General features: G+C 47.6%; 20 protein-coding genes. 12 read left to right on the forward strand and 8 right to left on the reverse strand.

Annotation, left to right across the window (positions count from 1 at the left end; all coding sequences use genetic code 11):
* The first annotated feature begins 176 nt into the window (after positions 1-176).
* The 6 genes from AC5JO6_RS01070 to AC5JO6_RS01095 all read left to right on the forward strand — a co-directional run bounded on the left by AC5JO6_RS01070 (position 177) and on the right by AC5JO6_RS01095 (position 5,144).
* Positions 177-1,307, forward strand: a complete 1,131-nt coding sequence (locus AC5JO6_RS01070; protein WP_496079182.1) for a ParM/StbA family protein — start codon at positions 177-179, stop codon at positions 1,305-1,307.
* Positions 1,304-1,690 (forward strand): hypothetical protein, encoded by a 387-nt coding sequence (locus tag AC5JO6_RS01075; protein ID WP_496079183.1) that lies wholly within the window; start codon positions 1,304-1,306, stop codon positions 1,688-1,690. The genes AC5JO6_RS01070 and AC5JO6_RS01075 overlap by 4 nt, the downstream gene beginning before the upstream one ends.
* 9 nt (positions 1,691-1,699) lie before the next feature.
* Positions 1,700-2,527 (forward strand): P-loop NTPase family protein, encoded by an 828-nt coding sequence (locus AC5JO6_RS01080; RefSeq protein ID WP_496079184.1) that lies wholly within the window; start codon positions 1,700-1,702, stop codon positions 2,525-2,527.
* A 14-nt stretch (positions 2,528-2,541) separates the two neighbouring features.
* A complete protein-coding gene (locus AC5JO6_RS01085; RefSeq protein WP_496079185.1) occupies positions 2,542-3,330 on the forward strand; it encodes a DUF6753 family protein in 789 nt (262 codons plus the stop codon).
* Between the two features lie 32 nt (positions 3,331-3,362).
* Positions 3,363-3,896, forward strand: a complete 534-nt coding sequence (locus AC5JO6_RS01090) for a hypothetical protein (RefSeq protein ID WP_496079186.1) — start codon at positions 3,363-3,365, stop codon at positions 3,894-3,896.
* Between the two features lie 168 nt (positions 3,897-4,064).
* On the forward strand, positions 4,065-5,144 hold the full coding sequence (locus AC5JO6_RS01095; RefSeq protein ID WP_496079187.1) for a PDDEXK nuclease domain-containing protein: 1,080 nt from the start codon (positions 4,065-4,067) through the stop codon (positions 5,142-5,144).
* A gap of 138 nt (positions 5,145-5,282) precedes the next feature.
* Here the strand turns inward: AC5JO6_RS01095 and AC5JO6_RS01100 are convergent, their stop codons facing one another.
* The 3 genes from AC5JO6_RS01100 to AC5JO6_RS01110 form a co-directional block, all read right to left on the reverse strand.
* Positions 5,283-5,717 (reverse strand): hypothetical protein, encoded by a 435-nt coding sequence (locus tag AC5JO6_RS01100; protein ID WP_496079188.1) that lies wholly within the window; start codon positions 5,715-5,717, stop codon positions 5,283-5,285.
* 207 nt (positions 5,718-5,924) lie between these two features.
* Positions 5,925-6,563, reverse strand: a complete 639-nt coding sequence (locus AC5JO6_RS01105; protein ID WP_496079189.1) for a primosomal protein — start codon at positions 6,561-6,563, stop codon at positions 5,925-5,927.
* Between the two features lie 82 nt (positions 6,564-6,645).
* Positions 6,646-6,855, reverse strand: a complete 210-nt coding sequence (locus AC5JO6_RS01110; RefSeq protein WP_496079190.1) for a hypothetical protein — start codon at positions 6,853-6,855, stop codon at positions 6,646-6,648.
* An 84-nt stretch (positions 6,856-6,939) separates the two neighbouring features.
* Between AC5JO6_RS01110 and AC5JO6_RS01115 the strand changes: the two genes are divergently transcribed.
* Positions 6,940-8,568, forward strand: coding sequence for an AAA family ATPase (locus tag AC5JO6_RS01115; protein WP_496079191.1), 1,629 nt, complete (start codon positions 6,940-6,942; stop codon positions 8,566-8,568).
* 61 nt (positions 8,569-8,629) lie between these two features.
* Here AC5JO6_RS01115 and AC5JO6_RS01120 read toward each other — a convergent pair whose 3' ends face one another.
* The 5 genes from AC5JO6_RS01120 to AC5JO6_RS01140 all read right to left on the reverse strand — a co-directional run bounded on the left by AC5JO6_RS01120 (position 8,630) and on the right by AC5JO6_RS01140 (position 16,110).
* Positions 8,630-9,838, reverse strand: coding sequence for an ATP-binding protein (locus tag AC5JO6_RS01120; protein WP_496079192.1), 1,209 nt, complete (start codon positions 9,836-9,838; stop codon positions 8,630-8,632).
* The gene (locus AC5JO6_RS01125) at positions 9,823-12,696 is read right to left on the reverse strand and encodes a hypothetical protein (protein ID WP_496079193.1); all 2,874 of its coding nucleotides are present in this window, start codon (positions 12,694-12,696) and stop codon (positions 9,823-9,825) included. The genes AC5JO6_RS01120 and AC5JO6_RS01125 overlap by 16 nt, the downstream gene beginning before the upstream one ends.
* Before the next feature lie 294 nt (positions 12,697-12,990).
* Positions 12,991-13,311 (reverse strand): hypothetical protein, encoded by a 321-nt coding sequence (locus AC5JO6_RS01130; RefSeq protein ID WP_496079194.1) that lies wholly within the window; start codon positions 13,309-13,311, stop codon positions 12,991-12,993.
* A gap of 138 nt (positions 13,312-13,449) precedes the next feature.
* Positions 13,450-15,327 carry a bifunctional 3'-5' exonuclease/DNA polymerase gene (locus AC5JO6_RS01135; RefSeq protein ID WP_496079195.1) on the reverse strand — a complete coding sequence of 626 codons (1,878 nt, stop codon included), beginning with the start codon at positions 15,325-15,327 and terminating at the stop codon, positions 13,450-13,452.
* Positions 15,328-15,330: 3 nt separating this feature from the next.
* Entirely contained in the window at positions 15,331-16,110 is a 780-nt protein-coding gene (locus tag AC5JO6_RS01140) for a hypothetical protein (protein ID WP_496079196.1), read from the reverse strand.
* A 29-nt stretch (positions 16,111-16,139) separates the two neighbouring features.
* On the opposite strand from AC5JO6_RS01140, the gene AC5JO6_RS01145 reads away from it, so the two are divergent.
* The 5 genes from AC5JO6_RS01145 to AC5JO6_RS01165 all read left to right on the forward strand — a co-directional run bounded on the left by AC5JO6_RS01145 (position 16,140) and on the right by AC5JO6_RS01165 (position 21,513).
* Positions 16,140-16,445: a hypothetical protein gene (locus tag AC5JO6_RS01145; RefSeq protein ID WP_496079197.1), complete on the forward strand. Its 306-nt coding sequence runs from the start codon at positions 16,140-16,142 to the stop codon at positions 16,443-16,445.
* 23 nt (positions 16,446-16,468) lie between these two features.
* Positions 16,469-18,880, forward strand: coding sequence for a M23 family metallopeptidase (locus AC5JO6_RS01150; RefSeq protein WP_496079198.1), 2,412 nt, complete (start codon positions 16,469-16,471; stop codon positions 18,878-18,880).
* Between the two features lie 13 nt (positions 18,881-18,893).
* Positions 18,894-19,451: a hypothetical protein gene (locus tag AC5JO6_RS01155; protein WP_496079199.1), complete on the forward strand. Its 558-nt coding sequence runs from the start codon at positions 18,894-18,896 to the stop codon at positions 19,449-19,451.
* Between the two features lie 25 nt (positions 19,452-19,476).
* On the forward strand, positions 19,477-20,109 hold the full coding sequence (locus tag AC5JO6_RS01160; protein ID WP_496079200.1) for a hypothetical protein: 633 nt from the start codon (positions 19,477-19,479) through the stop codon (positions 20,107-20,109).
* 396 nt (positions 20,110-20,505) lie between these two features.
* Positions 20,506-21,513, forward strand: coding sequence for a hypothetical protein (locus tag AC5JO6_RS01165; RefSeq protein ID WP_496079201.1), 1,008 nt, complete (start codon positions 20,506-20,508; stop codon positions 21,511-21,513).
* Positions 21,514-21,534: the final 21 nt, after the last annotated feature.

A 21,534-nucleotide genomic window follows, 5' to 3' on the forward strand; every position in this document is an offset into this window, starting at 1 on the left:
CCTTAATCGGGTGGTCAAATGAGGATGGAGACGAACCATTGAGGGAAACTGTGGCAAATTGTGAACTCCTGCGGGAGAGGAAATCCGGGGTTCTCTTTTTTATCCACATGGATGATGAGTATTCAATCAGTGCTCGCTAAGTTGAGGAAACGTTAACCATTACTGATCAACCCGTGATGTCTGACCTCACGTTGACTTTCGATCCAGGCTCCTCACTCAGTAAAGTGATCTATCACTTGGCGGATGGCAGACCTCGATTGCTGCTCATGGAGCCTGAAGTGATTGAACTCAGCTTGAGTTCAATTGATGCCCACTTGAGAACCAGAGGAAGTCTTGGTATCACCCGACCTGAAGATGATGTTTGGCTTCAATGTGTTGCTAGTCAGCAGTGTCAGGTGGTTGGTTATTTAGCGCGTCAGTTTTTGGCAGCCGTGCGGATGAATGAGGTGAAATACGAACGGGCGTTATATAAAGTGCTGGCAGCCGTAGGAGCAATCGTCCAGCACATGGATCTACCTCGTAAGTTCTCTATTGCCATTTCTGCTCTGTTACCCTACGGCGAATACCAGAATGCTCAACGCTTTCAGCAACTCCTGAAACAACAGCTCAAAAACTACAGCTTTCGCGGTGAACGCCTTCAGGTCAAGTTAGCAGCCTTTGAGTGTCGCCCAGAGGGAGGTGGCTTGGCAATGGCACGGGTCATGCAGAATGGGGCAGAGTGGTTCCAGCAACAAACGCTGGCTGTGCTGATGTTTGGGCATCGGAATACCAGCCTATTGCTGTTTGAACGGGGCAAGCTGGCGATCGGTAACACCACCGATTTGGGCTTTCATCAACTGGTAGCTAAGGTATTAAACCGCACCTCTGGTCAAAGTGCTGATTCGTTAACGAGCGCAATCTATAGTATTGGCAATCAGATCATTCCTGATCATACACAACTTCAACAGCTGGTAAAAACGCGATCGCCCACTGAACAAAAACTAGAACGGGAACAAATTGTCACTGCTATTTTGACTGCCAGAGAGGAGTACTGGTCACGCTTGCAAGATTGGCTTGACACCATGCTGCCAAATGTCACCGAGGTGATTATTTCTGGTGGAGCTGCTCTTTACCTCCATGATGAATTAGAGAACTATTTCAATCGAACCCCGACCTATTGGGGTACTGATCTTCAGCGACGATTACAAGACCTGTTAGGACTGGATTATCGCTCTAGCCGTTCAGATGCTGAAGCGCTGTCCTTTCGTCTAATTGATGCTTTTGGAATGTACTGTGACTTTGTTGAGCAGTTAGCGGAGGTCGCATGAACGAGACCGCTCAAACCTCCCGTAAACGCGAAGATTTCAGCTTTCGCTATTCGCCTTACACCGACACTCCAGACGGTGTGTTAACAGCATTTTTGAAGAAAGGTGATGGCGTGAGGCAGGGCAAAGAGTTGATGTTGGAGTCCGCCAGAGCTTTTTGGATGGTAGCCGCTCGTCAGGCAGAAGGTCTGTTGAGCCAAGAAGAACTACGCCAACTGGGATTGAGCTGCTGTCGTGCTTTGGAACGTCAGGCAGACTATATCCGGGAATGTTTACAACTGCCGATTCCATCTGCTGAATCCTCAACAATCGAATATACCAAGGGCGATCGCCAAAATGGCAGTAACAAGCCTGCTGATCGAGCAACCCGAACGATGTGGCAATAGGAGAGTGCAATGGCAATCATTCATTTCATTGATGGTGAAAAAGGCGGTGTCGGTAAGTCTTTGTTTGCTCGCGTAATGGTGCAATATTGCATCGATCGCCAGCTTCCCTATGTGTTGGTAGAAGCCGATCGTAGTAATCCTGATGTGGGTGAAGTCTACCCTGAAGGGTGTGAGCGAGCAATCTTTAGCGAAGCCGAACGGAAAGCCTACGATGCCGATCGCATTTTTGACCTAGCGATCAAAACTCCGGTGATTGTGAATCTCCCAGCTCAGGTCTTTCCAGCCGTTACTGATTGGATTGAGCGCAACGGGGTGCTGGAGATGGGAGCGCAGCATGGAGTTAGTATCTGCAAGTGGTTTATCTGCACCGGCGGCTATGACAGTGTGCAGCTTTTCATCCAATCTTTAAAGCAGTTTGATGGCAAAGTGCAGCATGTTTTTGTCCGCAACTGGGGACTCTGTGATGACTGGTCCCACTTGGACGTTAGAGAGGAACTACAACAACTTCTGGCAAAGCAAAAAGTCCCTGTGCTTGATTTCCCCAAGTTCAGTTATCGCGAGCGTGATCACCTTGATGCCAAGCGACTTGCTTTTTCAGCAGGCAGGGAGAGCGGTGAGCTGGGCGTTTTGGGGAAGCAGCGGCTCCATACGTTTCTGAAGAGTGCTTATCAAGCGATCGACCAGGCAAACATCTGGAAACTCTCGCAGTCGGAAGTCAGTCCTTCAAAGCCAACTGCGAATGATGGATCACCAATGGAAGCTGGAGAAGCTGACATTAAAACGGCTGAACCAGCAACAAGCGGCTCTAAATCCCGCAATAGCAAACGTTCAAGCTAAGGGAGGTAAGGCTTATGAGCAATCCCCGCCAAATAGAAGAACCTCTGGATCTGGATGATCAATTTCTGGAATCAATGGCTGCCAGAGGCAAAGGTCTAAATCGGATTCCTTACCCGACCCTGCTCGATCTGGCAATTCGCGGTAAGGATGATGCTTTCAAAGCCAGAGTATGGGAAATTGTCGTACAAACGGGCATTGACCCAGATGATCCAGCCTTCTTGATGCTGGTTGCGACTGGCAGGCTAGAGGTGCTGCTAGAAGACAGTCCCCAAGAGATGGAGACCATGTTTGATCAGTGGCAGACGCAGTTATATGATCGGCTCCAGACCTACGAAAAGGTGGCGATCAAAGGACATCAAAAGGCGATCGCCCAAACCGTCTCTGCCCTGATTCGTCGCACAGAGTTTGAGCGGGCTATTCACTCGGTTCCCTCATTGCTTGCAGCCGGGGTATTGCTCCTGGCTACAGCCGGATTAGGAGGACTTTTGGGCGTTGCCGGACTCTCCTGGTATCAAGCCAGTCGCCCCCTTGATCCCGCCGGACCCCGACAACTGACGCTAGAGCAAGCCAAAGCTTTAGACTGGGCAACCAGTGCTGAGGGGCTATTTGCCCGTAATCTAATGAACTGGAATCAGGACTTGCTGAGCCGCGATCGCAATGGTCAGCTTGTTTGCGCCAATGAGGTTAAGCGCTTGGGTGTCACTCTGGAGATGCTGCCTAACCGAAAAGCGACTGCCGGATTCTGCACGTTATGGGTTCAGCCTCCTAATCAACGCGAATTTGCGCCCGTTCAACGAAACTAAGCATCTATCCAAAGTTTGAGGGGAATTTACCAATGTGGACTTGTAAAACTACTCAATACTGGACAGTCGTGACTTTGGCGGGGCTGCTTGCCGTTGGTTGCACTCCTCGCGCAACAAGAGGCGGAAATGAAGCCACTCAAGCGCAAAATCCTTCCATTCCAGAATATCCACCGCTTTATAACGTGGATGTTGAGGTATGCGGTAACATTATTGCACCACTAAAGGATGGAAAACGCTGCATCACGACTCAACTTCAGCTTTGGGGTCCAGTAGGAGAAGCGAGGCTGGTTCGGGCTGGAGTGGCTCTGCCATCCGTGTCCGCTGTACAGCATAAAGTTGCGATCGCCTCAAAAGGCTGCTACCCAGCATACTCGCAACCTTCACAAGAACAATTTTACTGGGCAGACACGATTATCCAGGTTAACCGGGGTGGAAAAACCACGATCGAGGTAAAACCCACACAACTTTCAAATCAGCAAGTTCATGAATTGGTCACTGGAAAGCTCTCAAATTCAAGTGTTCCAACTTTCGGTGGTGTTGGCTGTGAACCCGCCCCTGCTAGTTAATTTCTGGTACTATGGATGGGTTTTGCCAATCGTCCAAGAGCGCTTGGACAATTAAGAGCTGAATGCTCCCCTATCATTTTTCATCCCCTTTCTCTAAACAAGCAATTCACCCAATCGCACGGTATAGTAAGGTCTGGATTAGACTCCCTGTACTGGTTTGTGAAAGGAATGGCAAGCAACCTGTCGTCAGATAGCTATGATCGCTTTCTGGATGACCTCAAAGCATGGATTCAGAGTGCTCAACTGCGGGCAGCGACCGCAGTCAACCGGGAACTCGTGACTCTGTACTGGAGGATTGGGCGTGCTATTCTTGCCAAGCAGCAGCAGGAAGGGTGGGGAGCCAAAGTCATTGAACGCCTATCTAAAGACCTAAAACACGCTTTTCCAGAGATTAAGGGCTTCTCCCGCTCTAATCTGCTCTATATGAGAGCCTTTGCCCAAGCCTTTCCGGATGAAACGGTAATTCAAGCAGTCATGGGCCAAATTACCTGGTATCACAACATTGCGCTGCTGGATAAGCTCAAAGGCAATGAGGAACGACTGTGGTATGCCCAGAAGACGATCGAACATGGCTGGAGCCGCAGTGCCCTAGTGCATCAGATTGAAAGCGGTTTGCATCAGCGAGTGGGGAATGCCGTTAATAATTTTGACCATACGCTACCTCAAAGCCAGTCAGACCTAGCCCGCCAGATCCTGAAAAGTCCCTACAATTTTGAGTTTCTGGAACTGGCAGAAGCCGCTCAAGAGCGAGATTTTGAACGGGCACTGGTGGATCGAATTCGAGATTTTTTGCTGGAACTGGGTGTGGGCTTTTCCTTCCTGGGTAGCCAGTATTCGCTTGAGGTCGGCGGCAAGGAGTATAAACTCGACCTGCTTTTCTACCACGTCAAACTACACTGCTATGTGGTGATTGACCTGAAGATGGTTGAGTTTGAACCTGAATTTTCAGGCAAGATGAGCTTCTATATTGCTGCTGTGGATGATTTGTTGCGGAGTGAGATGGATCATCCAACGATTGGGATTGTCTTGTGCAAGTCTAAAAATAAGGCAACGGTGGAATATGCATTGCGGTACATCCAACACCCGGTGGGAGTGGCAACCTACCGACTGAAGGACACGTTACCAGAACCATTACAGAGAAGTTTGCCCAGTATTGAGCAGCTAGAGGTGGAGCTAAATGCTCTGGCAGCAGAGGCGAACGCGAAGCGCGGTGCAAGCATCGCAGATCCTACAGATGTGAGCGAATAAAATTTTTAGGAATAAATTAATTGTCCAAGCGATCTTGGACAATGGTTAAACCCCATTCTACGTGGGTGGGCGGGCGGTAATGAAAAACCCCGACTCATCGCCGGGGTTTGAGTGGTAGCCTCCGAACCTGCTCAAGAATTAGTCATCCAGGTTGATGTCTTCTTCCAGATCAACTTCAAACTCTTCATCCGTATCCAAGTCATCCGTTGTACTCAAGCCGTTGAGCGCATTCAAGCGTCCCGTGCGAGTAGCTTTGTGGGCAGCACGGCGATCGCGCACTTCATCCAGATTTTGCAATCCGTAGAGCTTGCGAGCATAAGTCAACAGATCCCGGAGTAACGTTTCGGCATAGTCTTTACGGAACTGGGCATTGTGCTGTTCCCAATCGAACTCCTGTCCGGTGAAACGAGCAGATGCTGCCAGCTCTCGTCCAGACTCTTCCCTTAGCACTTCAATCACCATCAGTCGAACTTTCTCCTGATAGGGAATTACCCGTTGTAAAGCAGGTGTGTGCTTCGGTACCTTGTGTGCAGTGTTTTTTGTAGCTTTGCGTGTTGCAGTTGCAGTAACCATGAGAATTGCTCCTTTATGAATGAGTTGGATTTCTCACAGCGATCGCATCGACAGATGCCTGCTTCGCGCAGTCCGAGCTTTCATTCCTTCCGCAGTTGCTACTGCCTTTAGCTTCAGCGTGCGTGGGAGGTGGGCGGGAAAAAAGAACCCTGCATCAGCCGAACTAATGCAGGGCAAGCAATCAGGCAGTGAGCAAGACCGAATGCGTTATTCGTCTTCTTCTTCGTCTAGATCCTCATCTAACTCGTCATCCAAGTCATCGTCCAGTTCATCACTGGCTTCATCGTCCAGTTCATCATCCAAGTCATCATCGAGATCGTCATCCAGTTCATCATCCAAGTCATCATCCTGCTCCGCTTGGAAAGAGTTGCGGCGCTCCAGCGATGCCCGGTTGAATTCCACCAGGTCTGCAACAGCTTGCTCTGGATCAGTACGAACGGTGTCATACAGCAGGCTCATAAGGATCGCCACCACTTCTGGCGCGTACTTCAGCGCATCGGGTTGTCCGAATAGTCGCGGGAACACCTTCGTATTCCATCGCTGCCAGTCGAACTTTTTGTTACCACCCTTCTTCTTCACCTGAGCGGCAATGTCAAGCCCAAGCTTTTCGCGAGTCGCATGCCCAATTTTGGTAGAGACACGAGCATCCCGGAGTTGCAGCTTCACGCCGTACTCCTTGAACACCAAGTTCCGCAATTCTTTGAGCAGTGCTGATGCGTTAGTTTCCGGGGGTCCATCAACCGTTGGTGCTTTGGCTTTAGTGGCTGAGGCTGTACCGTTAGGTTTAGCCGTTTTGGAGGTGGCACCATTGCGAGTGCCGTTGGGGGTGCGAGGTTTTGTGGTCATTGCCATTTCATAAACTCCCAAATTTGAGGATTTCCCTCCCTCGCCGCATTAGCGGCATTTCCCTCCATTTGAAAACCATTATTCAATCATTACGGGGTGCGAGTACCGATTCTGGATAGAGCTGCTCATCTTCTGCAACCTTGTACCACCAGCCTCCCTGGTCAGATTCATCGATGTTGAGCCACCGTTGGACAATTCGGGTGGGCTGTTCTCGGTTATTCCAATAGAGAGTTACCAGTTCATAGAGGTCAAACTTAGGGGCAGGAACTTCAAGGATTTTAGTGCGCTCCATTTAACAATCTCCAAACACCACAATGTTTTGAATAGCACTCCATAACAGTGTTGGGCAAAAGTGTCCATTTGACTGAGGTAAGGAGTGTTTTTGTTTCGTTACAACCAGTGGAAACCCTTACAGTTTGAGATCATGCGACAGTTGCAGGATTGGATAAAACTGATCGAGCAGAACGCTCCGATCGTGGCGCTGGAATATCAGACTCCGGATCGAATGGCGGTGTTGAGCCAGTTTTATCAATGGGGTAAGGCGCGATCACTAACAGTCTATGTCTGGAACCCTGGTTACTCAACACTTCAGCAGTTGGTAGAACTGCACGGGAGACTGATTTTGCAACCCACAACGCAAACGATAGAGCAAGACATCCTCCAATCCTTGCTAGACCAGCCGGAACCCGGCATTTACCTTCTGGAAGGGGTTTTGAATAGCACTGTGGCAGAGATGAGCCAGCAACGTTGCTACCAACTCTTGAATGCTTACCACCAATCGCTCTGGAATTCGTTGCCTCATTATTGGGTTTTGCTAGAAACCTACGTTCAATTACCATTGGAGCTTCAGCCGTTTATTTCAGTGCTGTCTCATGCAATGCCCGATCGCCAACAGGTGCAAGCGTTAGCGAAGCTCTCCGAAGGACTCGTGTCTCAGTTCTGTAACCAGCATCCCTGGATTGGCAAGGATGACTCTGAAGCTCAGCAACGATTGATTACGGCTTGTCAGGGATTGCCAGTGGGTGAGATTGAAATGGTGCTGGACAGACTTCTGACGTTTGCGGATTCTTCGGAGCAACTGATTCAATTGATTCTGGATCATAAAATTAACAAGCTGCGAGGGCGGGGGCTGGAGTATATTGCAGAACCAGATGTGCCCACTGCTGCTGGATTGGATTTATTGGAGCGGCGGTTGGAGGCGATCGCTTCTCTGCTTCGACCCGAAGCTCAACAATATGGGCTGAGCTTGCCTACGGGGATGGTGCTGTGGGGACCACCCGGTACAGGCAAGAGCCTCTCTGCCAAACTGGCGGCTAAGAAGATGGGGTTACCTTTGCTGGCGGCAAATTGGGGCATTCTCCTGAGTAGCCCAAACCCCGATCGCGCTTTGAAGGAGTTTATTGCTGTGGTCACGTCCCTGGCTCCTTGTGTCCTCTATTGGGACGATTTTGATAAGGGCTTTGCTGGCTGGGACTCGAATGCTGATGGTGGGATCGCCCGTCGTCTGTCGGCGGCTTTGCTGACCTGGATGCAGGAACACCAGGAACCGATCTACACGATCGCAACCGTCAATCGTCTCGGAATGCTACCACCCGAACTGGTACGTCGGTTTGATGACATTTTCTTTATCGATCTGCCCCATGAGGGAGCCAGGTATGAGGTGTTCAATCTACATCTGGCAAAGTACTTTCCAGCATTTCGAGGGAATAGTCAATCACCCTGGACAGATGACCAGTGGCGCAGACTGTTGACGGAGTATCGAATCTGTACCCCTGCTGAGATTGGGAATGCGGTGCAGCGTTGTGCAGAGGAGGCGTTTTACAAAGGCAAACCGGGGCAAATTGAATTGGAGGCTTTGTTGGCACAGCGGCAGCAGTTTACCCCAGCGATGGAGCGGGAATCGGAACAGATGCAGGCAATTCGGAATCAGGCGACGTATGCGAGACCTGCGAGTGGAGGCGATCGATCAAGATTTGCTTACGTTCCTCGAGAGTTGTTTGAGTAGCAATTAGACATTACAAGTAAAATTGAAAGCGTATGATATTAACTAGGCTTCCACCATATACTCACTTTTTCTGCTGTTTTACCCATGTTTCAAAAAGAAGTGAGCCAATAGAGTAGCACTCTTCATCTAGTCTTTGGATTACACCAGTACCAGAAAGTACTACTAAAGCATCTTCAACCTCACTTTCGCTCAAATTTACTAGCTTTAACATCTCCTTAATAGTTCCTCGACGATTCTTAATTAGAGCTTCGTAAACCAAGCGCTCAGCATCACTGAAACCGTCGGACTGTTGATTTTTGTTCCACCAGACACTAAAGTCAACATCATGTTGCCGGATTAATTTATGAAATAAAGCTTCCCAATTCATTTTTGCATTTGTCTGATAAATGTCAAAAATTGAGTTCAGCATTTGTTGAGTTAGGTAAGGATGATTTCCTGTCCATTGCATGATAGTGTTAACTGAGTCATTGAGAAAAAATTGTTGCTCTTGTATCCGGTGGATAATTAACTGTTTTGCTTCAGAATCTTCTAATGCCCCTAGCCAAGGAAAATCAGCAAAACCATACAACGGTGAACCTACTTCTTGTTGATAGTTCTTCAATGCACGATAGCCAGACAAAACGAGACCAAACAGTGGACTAAGTTCCATGTCATCATCTTTTATGCTTCGAAAGTAGCTCAAGGCACTGTTTGCCCAACCTTCACGTACAAGATATACAGCTTCATCAAATAGAAAGCAAACTCCTTCAAAGTCCCACTTTTGAAGATCAATGATTGTCTTGGATAAGGCTTTTTGGAAATCAGTTTTGTCCAAAAGGTGCTCACGGCCAAGATTATTGATCTTAACTTTTGCATTGATTGCCGTTAGAAAACTAATAGTTACCTCACCACTCTCGAACTGATTCAGAAACTGCTGATACTTTTCTCGGAGAACCAAGCCTGGAGTCTTCTGCCACCGATCAATAGCGTTCCGCAACTGATCAATCATAAGATAACGCAGATTATCTAAACTGTTAGGGCGTTCGTATCGAAGACTAATAAAAACTGGAAATGCTCGACGAGATTTATTGGGTGCAGGCTCAAGCAGGTTCCACTCTAAAGCACGCAAAGTGCTAGTTTTTCCAATTCGCTTTCCCCCTAGTAGGACACGAATTCGAAAAGGAAACTGCTGCACCTCCTCAATTAGCTTATTGCGTCCGAAGAAGTGTGGAGGATCAGTAACTGCTGCCTTAAAATTATCGAATGGACGATCTTTTAATTTATCTGCCATTGAAGTATTTCCTCTTCTCTGAGTTGCATTTGAAGCCATCTTGATAAGAGTGGAACTTGTAGACAATAGTAATTTTCATCCTCTACTTCAGTTAAGCTAATTAAACCAACACTTTCTAGCCATAGAAGAGCATCCAAACATTGATCTTCAGAAAATTTGTGCTTTAGCTTCATAAGAAGAACCTCCCAAGCTATCCCCTGATTTAAGTTACTATTGCAGGCAAGCACATTTAGAATTGTCATTGCAGATATAAATTTTCGCTTTTCCAAATCAGCCCAAATGTTCTGTCTAAAATATTCCTTAAGTACACCTGAGTAGGTAAAAGGATTCTTCAAATATCGTTGTGCTTTTGACCAAGTAATTGATTCGCCTGCCTCTGTTGTAATTTTAGTGCAGAGTAAACTAGCTAGCTGTCGTGCAAGAAAAGGATGTCCACCGCTTTGTTTATGAATTGCTGCCAGTACCTCTTGGTCAAACCTTTGTCCCATCATTTGTCCGATATCAGTCAGCATCGTTGTTGTATCATCCGGTAAGAAGGGTAGTAGAAAAGTCTCCTTGAAGAAATTATAAACAGGATTATTTAGAGCGTCTGATTGTGTCCAGTGATTAATCCGGTTGCAATCAGGGTGAACGTCAGCAACAAGAAGGGCTAGCTGTTCCTGCTCCTGACTTAACACCCGTAATCCTCTAAAGAAAGCATTAAATTCTTCTGCTTTCTCAAACGAATCTATTGAACGAGGTAGAATTTGTTCTATTTCATCCAAAAAACAGATGATAGGTAATCGATATCCTACTTCTTTAAGGACATTTACTAGTTGTGAGACTTGCCTGATAAATTCATTGGTCAATTCTGCTGCCGGAGCTTCACAGGGCAGCAGTGGAATTTTTAGTGGTGTTACAATTGGCTTCTTCGGTTGTTCTTGGTTATTAGAGAAAACTTTATTATCATTCACTTGAATGAAAACAGAGCTACTGGCGAGTCTGGTGAGTTGTTGAAGAATTTCATTAAATAATTCAGATCCGAAGCGAAGTTTGTCACCATAGCGTTGAAGATCAATTTGCACAACTGGATGTGGATATTGCCGTAATGCAAATTCTAATTGTCTTATGACCGAGGTTTTTCCCGATTTACGTAATCCAAAGAGACCAATGCTCTGATTACGTTGTAGGTTTTCTGTTAGAGTTTCTAGAAGCTTAGCTCGTCCAAAGAAAGCAAGTGTATCGCTAATAGCATTGCGATCATCAAAGAGATCAGAACCTGGTAAGTAACGCTCTGCGTACTTAGCTATCAGTCCACGACTCGCGCTTCCAACTAGCGCCTTTTCCACTTCAGCTAAAGAAAGCGGAATGAGAATAAAATGATCGCGCAATCGAACCTCAGCCATCCGCACCCGAAACAACGCGTCTGGTAATTCACGATAAATAAAAACTCCAACTTGCTTTTGGCGGTTTCTTACCAATTGGACGGCGTATTGGAACAGTTCAACGATATCTCGATCATTTGGCTTGTCAATGGCAAGCAAGACTGGCAATGGTGCATAAGGTTTAAGTTTACCTTGAATAGTCATAACCTGTAGACATCTCTCGCCTAGCGGATTTGTTGTTGCCCCTGCTTGCTCCAAAAATGGTCGCACAACTGTTAACAAGGGCTTAAATAGCTTCTGCGCGACCCATTTCTCGAAAAGTGTTGCGCCAATGGTGCAGTTTCCCTCATTTAGCCATTGGATAACACCACTTCCTGCCAGCACATTCAAGGCTTTTTCTACTAAATGTAAACCTAAGCCAGTAAACTGTGCCAAATCCTCAACGTTTGCCTCACGGTATGTTATCAAAGCGTAGTAAATTGAGCGTTCAATTTCACCAAAACCGTCAGTGTTCTGGTCTTCTCCCCACCATCTGGAGAATTCTCGCTGAAATAAGCTGAGGCAATGTTCCAGTAATCCATCTAAATCAGCAACCTTATTTATTTGAAAGTTATCGAAAATAGTGCTAAGAACTTCCTGAATAAGATATGGATGTCCGCCTGTCCATTTCATAACAGTTTCAATCTGACTACCAAGGGAAACTCCTACTTCCTGACTTCGATAGGAAATTAATTGCTCCGCTTCCGCATCAGTTAGTACTGTTAGCCACTCAATATCGGCAATATTTAACAGTGGAGAACCTATTTGCTGTTGGTACTTTTCCAGATCACGATAACCTGATAGGAGAAAACCAAGAAATGGTTTGAGAGCAGTGTCAGTATCCTTCAAACCTCGGATATAACTCCAAGCATCATTCGCCCAATCCTGCTGCACAATATATTCTGATTCATCCAACAGGAAACAAATCCCTTCAAACTTCCATTTGTAAAGTTCTTCAATAGTTTTAAGGAGCGCCGTTCGGAAATCATCATGAGTTAACTGTCTATCTTGATCTAGGTCACTGATACTTAGTTTAGTGTTGATGGCTGACAAAAAACTAGCAGTTACCTCGCCACTGCTAACCTGTCTAAGAAACTGGCGATACATTTCACGAATGGTTGTTCCTGAGACGTTTTGCCATCGTTCTATTGCTTCTCTTAAACGAGCAATTAAGAGGTATCGAAAATTGCCCAGACTTTTGGGCTGTTCTACTTGTAAACTTAAATAAACAGGAAATGCTTGGCGAGGTTCACGGGAGGCTGATTCAAATAAGTTCCATTCTAAAGCTCGTAAGGTACTAGTTTTGCCAATTCGTCTTCCACCAAGTAGAATACGAACTTGAAAAGGAGACCTAAGTACTACTGCAATTAAATTACTGCGACCAAAGAAGCGAGCGGGATCAGTAATAGCCACCCTGAAATCATCAGACGAAAGAATTTTTGGAGCATCTGCCATTTGGTAAGCTCTCTACTAGTTTAATAGGCGCGTGCAGATTAGTTCTGAATACCACCGTTGGTTAGAACAGTTAACCCTCAATCAGATTACGAGGCAAATATCCTGAATACACTACATAAATATAGCTGACTATGAGTTTTTCTATCTGACTATATAAATTTATAGTAAGTAGGTAGGCGGGATTAAAGTGAGCTATGTAACAGCATGTAAACAAGAGTCAATTATCTGCTAGCAGGCGTTTGAGTACTTTACATTCGTTTACATGGTTGAGTTTTACAGCGCCTTTCTACTTAATTAGCGATCCCCTCTACCCAGGTACACGCTTTTCAACCCCATCGTCCCCTTCTTCGTCACTCCCCAGTAGCGCAGATAACGGTAAGGTCCATAAGCTTTACCCGTCCTAGAGTCAGGAATCATCTTCAGCTCAATATGTCCTCGTCCCCCGTGTTTCCCCAGCGGTGTGCCATCCTCACGAGTCTCCTGGGTTTTCTCCTCTGCCTCCTCCCGGCGTGACTCCAATAGCCCCTGAATCATTTCAGCCAGATCCCCTAGCTCTTCATCACTCCAATCCTGGAGTTCCTGAATCAATTGCCCTGCTTTGCTCCGCTTTGGCATCTCCCACCCCTGATCTCGCAAAATCTGCTTAGGGAATACTTAGAGATCTTTAGCTTGTTTTTATTCCCTAAGTCCAGATTCACCCGTACTGCTTTTGGTTAGGGAAAATTTGGCTCGTTATAAAGGCAAAACTATTCCCTAAGCCTCATCGCCACCCCAACTAGATGAAACTTTGATGTCCACGACCACTGGGATCGGACGCAGAAACTTCCGAGCTGCTGCAACCATGCAGCGACGTAAGAGATAACTAATGTGCTTTGCCTCAACAACAGGACACTCCAGCAGAATCTCATCATGAACTGTGCAAATCAGCTTTGCTCCTGTCTCTGTCAGTACTTTGTTGAGTTTCACTAACGCCAATTTCGTGATGTCAGCATTCAATCCCTGGACTGGATGGTTCAGCAACTCCGCCAGCCTGGGTTTATCTGCCCACCTGCGCCGCCGTCCTGCCAGTGTACGGCTCTCCTTCGTTCCTCGGATGTAACTGCGCTTGATCGTCTCATGCCACTCTGCTACTCCGGTGTAGGCTTCAAAGAATCGTTTTCGGAATGCCTTTGCCTCCTCCAACGACAAAGTAACTCCATACTTCATCTCAGCATAGCTCTGAAGTTTGGCAGCACCCATACCATAGATCAGCCCAAAGTTGATGGCTTTGGCAAGCCGTCGATCTTCCTCACTCACCGCGTCGATCGCGTTTCCAGTCACCAAAGCTGCTGTTAATCGGTGCAGATCCTCACCTTTACGATACGCTCGTTGCATCTGAGCATCGCCACTCAAGCGGGCAACAATCCTCAGCTCAATCTGAGAATAGTCCGCTTGCACGATCTGATAACCCGGTGCAGCGACAAAACAAGTTCGGGCAGCAGCATCACGAGGAATGGTTTGCAGGGGCGGGTTACGGCAAGAGAACCGACCAGACCTGGCTCCAAGCTGATAGTAGGTCGGGTGAATCCTGGCTGTTACGGGATGGATGTGCTTGGGCAGGCTATCGGCAAAGGTAGCAGTAATTTTGGAGAGGTGGCGGTAGTCCAACAACGCTCGGATCACAGGATACTGTTTCGCTAGGGGAACCAGCTCCTTTTGATTGGTCGAGTTGACTGGCATGCCCAATACCTGAAGCGCTGCAAGCACCTGTTGGGGAGAGTTTGGGTTAATCGTATCCGTCATCTCTGGTAGCAAAGACATCTGAGCGTTACCAGCGATCCGGAGTTGGCTGAGCTGCTGAAGTGCTGCATCCCGATCGCTCTCTAGCTTTGCCCCCAAACTTTTCCATCGGGAGAGATCCAGCAACATCCCATTCAGCTCCATCTGAGCCACCGCAGGCATACAGTGAAACTCCAATTGGGCAATTTTGAGCAGGTGCGATCGCTCTAACTTCTTAATTAGAATCGGATACAACTTTAACAAAATTGCTGCATCCAACGCCGCATACTGTAACTGCTTTGAAGTCAGGGGCTTGCTCCAATCACTGACCTGTTGGGTTTTATCCAGCTCTATATTCAATAGCTTTTGAGCAAGCGTCTGCAACGAGAGAATGGTTTTCAGTCCTGCTGTCAGCACTCGATAGGCAAGTTGTGTATCGAAGAATGGAGGCGCGGGTTGGAGTCCTGCCTGGGCAAGGAACTGCCAGTCAAATTTGCCGTTGTGAGTAATCTTAAGCACAGGGCTGGAGAGGAGCTGTTGGAGTGGGTGGCGATCGCAGGGAGCAATCTGGGGTAAATCAATGAGCATCACTGGCTGATCGGGGACTGCAAGCTGAATGAGCCGAATCGTATGAATGTGAGGATCTAACCCTGTTGTCTCGCAGTCCAATCCAAATATGGGAGACTGTTCTAGCGATTTTCCTCCGGAGGGGCTACACCAACGCAGTGCCGATTCGAGTTCTTTCCCCGACGTAATCAGTTGATAGGTTCCATCTTTCAAATGAGGGTGAGTTTGGGAGGCAGGCATAAGCGGAAATGGCTGGAGGACTGGCTTAAAGGGGCGGTAGCACCAACCATCTCCGGTATCGCTCATGATTCAGAACAAACTGACCTGTTCTGGCTGATCGGATACTTGAGCTGGGTCAACCGAGCTTGCTTCTACCTTTGCCCGATTGCGCCGTTTCCCCCATCCCTGTTGAGCCGCGTGCTTCACCACACTTTGACGAATCGATCGACTCAGATCTTGGAAATCATCTCTGACTGTGCTGAATGCAATCGGATGCCCACCAATCAACTCATAAAAACTGGTTGCGTTTTCGGGCAACCGATTGTGTTTTTTCATGACCTCATTTCCCGACCAAAGATAGAGATCAACATAATTTCGATGCATCGGCGCTTCCATCGTTGCAGGCATCATATAAGCTAATACTTCCGTCGGTGTAGCATAATCTCCAACTTGCTCCTGTTCATACTCGGAAAGGATAAGTTCAAACCGATCTTGCACACAGGCAACCTTTAACCAACCTGGAGTGGCATCACCCCATGAACTACGATGCAGCACCAGCGGTCCAGCTAAATAACGAACGTGATGCATGGAAAACTCTGCCATTTCCAACATGCACGCTAGCAGTTCTCTAGGAACATCAAGGGATGCCAAAAGGCGCAACATTTCCAGGGTGCTAGATGAGCAACGGGTGTCTGGGTTGGCAGCATCTTTCCCTTGTTGCAGGGTTCGCACCAACTCTTCGGGAATAAAACTCAGTTGATCCACAGCGCAAGCCTCCTGTAGGAATGTCCCTACAAACAGCCAATTGGCTGGAGCGTTGTTATCCACCTGGTTGAGGTCACTCCCAGGTCTGGCTTTATAGGCTGGCAAGCATATCGTTTCGTATGGATGCTTGCGCGATGAACACTGAATCAACCCCCGATTTCAATGCCAATCCTGACAGTAGTAGCGGTTACCAAACGGGTGGTTATCAAACCTCTGTCGTTGGTGGCGAACAATCAATCACTGGGGCAAGCACGAATCCCTGGCAAACCGATCACTTCAGTGATGGATATCAGGAAAACATCTTTGAACAAAATTTTGGCGATACACCCTACTCAGAATCAGCCGCCAACCCCAACCCTCACTTAAAGGGCTATGGCAAGGGTTCCGCTTATCAGCCGAAAACAGAGCGTACCTTTTCTGCACCCGAACTGGAGCTTTAATCCCCTCAACCCTGCCTGATGTCATGAATACCCCACTGAGAATGCCAGACGGCTTCAAAAGGCAGCGTGTTCTGGCATGGATCATTTCGCTGTGCTTGATTGTCATTGGCCTTTGCGGACTTATTTCACCTGCATCTGCTCGCACGATCGACGACGGCAGCCTACCCACGCGCATGCTAGAAATTGCAGGGAGTCAATCTGGATTGCCTGCAACGCAAGTTTTGTTGCCCGACTGGAACCGGATCTCTTTATCGCAGATGCCGGGTATTAGTCGCTCTGGCTCGATCGATGACAAGCCCTACAGCCAAGCGTTAGGGTACGACCTGAGCCGTCGTTGGAGTGCTGGCATGACTCCCGATCAGTATTTGAAGCTGGGGGATATCTCGCAGGCATTTCAGGCAGAAGTCTTTTCGCCAGGGGCGATCGCCCACCTCACCAACCTCGATCTCAATCAAGTGGCTCTGAGTGCGTTTACGCTGGCAGCCGATCAAACCCTGAGCCATTTAACAAAAGTGGTGCCGGGGCTGGCACAAACTAATGTCCGGGCGATCGCCCCTGTCGCGGCTCTTCTCGCTGCCAAAGCCGTCGGCATTAATGTCTCTGATCAAACCCTGGCTGAAGTGCTGGCACAAAATCCCCAGATTGGACAGCTACGCTTAAAGGAGATTGATCTTTCTCGCTTTCCTGTCAGCTCCATTCCCAACCTGGAAGCCGTTCAGCTCCAACAATTTGAGGGCTGGATGAACAGCTTTGTGAAAGGTATTCCAGGGTTGGGTCAGGTGCCGTTAGGATCAATGCCCAACCCGATCGCTGAACTGGGTAGTCTAGTCATGCGGATCGATCAGGTATATGGTCCAGCAGAGGCACAACGCAACAACACCATTTCTGGCTCTGATGTTCAGGGCTTTTCTGTGCCCTGTGCTGAAACGGATTGCGCCTATGTTGAACTGGATGATCTGGAGAACGCTGGACGTAGCTCGCGTGGCAGGCTGGAAGGAAAGCAATGGATTTCAGGAAAATATCAGGAAGTTCAGGGTGGTTGGGGCGTTTTGCGATCGGTGGATGGTGGTCGAGAACCTACGGGACGCTTGCCCTTCGGTTCTGCTTTCAAAGTTGTGGTGATGGAGCCAGACGAAACTACGGACACCCTAGACACCGCCCTATTCTTCCGCTTCTGCGCCAACGCACTGGGCTGTACACCCTACTTCATTGGTCCAGTGCCGTTCTTCAGCTACAAAGTTAATGCCTTGATGTTTGTGGGCGATTTGAGTGATCAACGAGCTGCCGCTGCCTCTCAACCCACTGGGGCTAGCCGAGAGTCCGGAAGTAGCCGAACTGGCGCTGGAAATCAAAATGAGGGCAATCCCTGTACCTTCAGCGGCAGTAGTCAACCTGTATCAGCGCAGTCCCTACAAGGCATTGATCTAAACGCACTGGCAGAGTCGATCGCCAGCATCGAAAGTGCTGGAAGTGGCGGTTACCAGGCAGTCGGAGTTCATACATGTGCGGATGGCGGAAGCAATTGTGGACGGGGGTTAGGTCGCTACCAGTTCATGAGCTACAACCCTTATGCAGTCCAGTTAATTGCTGCAAAGCCAGGTGGGCAGGGATTCTTAAATCGCATTGGACAGGGTTACCAACCTACTGAAGCAGAACTGTTTCAATTTTTTCCACCTGCTGATCAGGATCGTGCCTTTATGGCAGACCTTGCCAATAAAATTCAGGTGACGCGAGGACAGATTGATCCAACGACAGGGCAACCCTTTACGGGCGATCGCCTCTTAGAACGAGTTGCCCAAAAACATTTCGGTGGCGATTACAGCCGTGTGGATGGGGGAAGTTCCGATGCCTTGGGTCGTCTGAGTCTACGAGATTACGGTCGCGCTGCTGTGACTCGCTATCGCAACGGTGGCAATGGCACACTCACCTGTGCTCCCAGCGCTACCCGGACAACCGCTAATGCCTCTGGAACGAAAAGCAATGATACAGCCTCGAACAGTGGGACACCCGGACAAGTCACCGGAAAGCTAACTAACCCTGCTCCAGGCTTTCCAGTGACCAGTGAGTTTGGTTCTCGCTCCAGTCCTTGTGCCAGTTGTAGCTCCAATCACGCTGGCATTGATATTGGCGCACCGATCGGGACACCGGTTCGAGCGGCTGATGGTGGCAAGGTTCTTTACGCAGGTTGGCTTTCGGGCTATGGCAAGACCATGATTGTGGAACATGCCAATGGCAGGATGACGCTCTATGCCCACCTGGATTCAATGGACGTGAGCACTGGCACGGCTGTTCGGCAGGGGCAGGCGATCGCTCGCAGTGGACAAAGTGGCTTGGGCACCGGACCCCACCTCCACTTTGAAGTGATTGAAGGTGCTACCCCCGGCAACTGGCGCAGCGGCTCTTCCATCAATCCCAGACAGCGAGTTCAATTCTAAGGAGGAATCAACCATGCAACCCCAGCAGCGATTTTCACTGAGATCCATTGGCAGACGCTTGACTGCAACCTTCTGGCTACCTTTAGCGGTGGGTATGCTGCTCACCATAGGGTTAGGGTATCTTCCACTTGATGCTCAAACCCCTAGAATCCCAGAAGCCGTCAGTCGTTGTATTCCTCAACAAACTCGACAGCCCATTGTTCGGAGTGAACTGATCGGCTCTAGTCGATCACAGGGCAAAGACTATTACTTACTAGCAACTCACACCGAAAACAGCCAACCGCCGACTAATTTGATTATCGCGGTTACGAATGGACGCTGCGAGGAAGTGTTTTTTAACCCGATGGGCGATCGCGTTCCCTTTGCTAGTGTTGTGCCCCAGTCCGTTGCTCAACAATTGACGCTGGCACGATTCCGGCGAGAGATTCAACGGCTTGGTAAAGAGCGTTTTCAGCAGCAGGTCAACCAGGGCGCAGCCTCAACTCAAAATCCTACCTGGTTTGCAGAGGAAGTCTGGGCGCTGCGGCAGTTGGGCATTACGGTTCCCGCGAATGTTCAGGTTCAACAGTGAGTGCAAGTTGAAAAGGAAACCCGCTATGACAGATTCAGCTTCAGAACTGGCTCCAACTCAGCAGCAGGAACTGAGCACATCTACAATCCCTGCACCACCTCACTGGTTATGGCAGGTGGGATACTGGTTTCGCATCGGTTTTAGCCTTTTTCTGCTGTTACCGGTACTTATTGGCATGGCAGGTTGCAGTTCTAGTGCAGCAACGGTTCCCTGGCAAAAAGCAACATCAGTAGTTCCTGAACCTGTTTTAGAACAAGTTATTCAAGCAAACACGGATCTGGATATGACACAAGCCAAAGAAAACCTGCTTGCCTGGACTGTAGACGGAAAAGCAGGCAAACTAACCCTGTTTAATTTCAATACTCCCAATCTGTGTGGAGCCTTGGGCTGTCTCTACGCTGGCTACTGGTTAAGAGATAATCAACCCGCAGTGGAAGTGTTCCAAAACTATCTAAACCCCAACCTTCCAGCCAACAAACCGCTATTCCAAGTAGGAGAAAACCGGAGTCAGGCTCTGCCCTGTCTGGAGGTGTTACAGATGGAGAGCGATTCTCTCCGAGACGGCAAAGCCGAACGCTTACGACAGTTGAATTATTGCTTTAATGGCGATCGCTACCAGCTTGCTGATAGTCAACTCTTCAGCTTATTGCCTAAGTAGTCCTATTATGGACGTAACATTTATTCAAACAAAAAGCAAGCAGCGTAGAACTCTCATTTAGATGTTTTGAATTTAGACGCTGAAATCGTCATTCATAAAGAGGATAGTAGATAGGTAGCCCGTTAGTATTACAGCATGAACCACAATTATATGAAGTTTTATTAAATCATCGGATTTGAGCTATTTGGTGGAGAATGATTGTGATAGCCTCCCTGCAAGTCATGGTGGGCGGTTGAGCAAATGGCTGATAAAAGAGGGATACAGGGTGTTATGGAGGATGCAATCTATAAAATTACAGGCTGGATCATCTTTACACTTTAAAGAATTAAAATTATTGAAATGAAAAAAGCAAAGGTGCTAGTAACGAAGATATTGTTAGTAACGAAGATACTAGCAATGTCCTTGGTTCTGTTTTCTTGTCTATTGCTACCTTCATACGCAGACTCTTCTCTTACAGTATTTCAAGCTGAGAGGGATTGCAAGCCAACACGGTTTGGTATCTTCCACCAATGTGTTGTTCCAAATAAAACTTTAGAGGCTAACCATCCTTCTGATACACAGAATACATTCATCAAGTCGTTAAACTTCAAAACCTCAATCTCAACTTTCTTCAATTGTCGCTCCACTCGTAATATTCCTGCTGGCTTCAATATTAATGGTCAAACAGTAGACGTTTTAATGCAAACAGGAACTATACCTCGCATTTCCACAGCATCAATACCTTATTCTGGTGCAACTTATAATTTCTTCGTTAAAATTGACAGCCCTGCTAGAGAAGTGTTCCCAGGCTGCGAGTTTTCTGTTCTTTCTAACGTCACAACTCCAGAGATTGAGCCAATCAAAGAATACGTAAATCTCATTTTACGCCAGGTAGAAACCCGAAAGGACGAGATTAAAGCAATTGATGAGGCAAGTACACTTCCTGCAAAATGGATTGTTTTGATTCGGCTTTCTGGCAATCTTGAAGCTAAAAAGAAAGATAGAGAATTGGAGTTAGGAGATCTGAAATCTGAGCTTACAATTCTCCAAAGTAAAAGTGGTTTAACTGATTTTGAATCAACAAGACTAGCAGCCTTACCTGGACTTATCTATGTAACTGAAATTAAAATTAAAGATTTTGAGCTTCTAATTCAGGATGTTGAAGCTGCTCTTCCTGACGCTTCTAAATGCATTGTGGATAATCCAGCAGACCGAACTTTCTGCTTAGATAAAGTAACTCAAGTTAAGGAGTCTCTTAATACTTTCATTAGCGAAGATATGAAGTTGGCTGAGGAAGTTCTCCAGTTTTTAGATGCAGAATTTCTGCGTCTAAAAGAAACCAACGATCAGATTAGCGCGCAAATCAAAGAACTTGCCTGCAAAATCAGCGCCATCACTGGTACCAACATAAATATTTGCCAATAAATGGGCATAAGGAGTTGTTTT

This window comes from Tildeniella sp., from assembly GCF_059505325.1.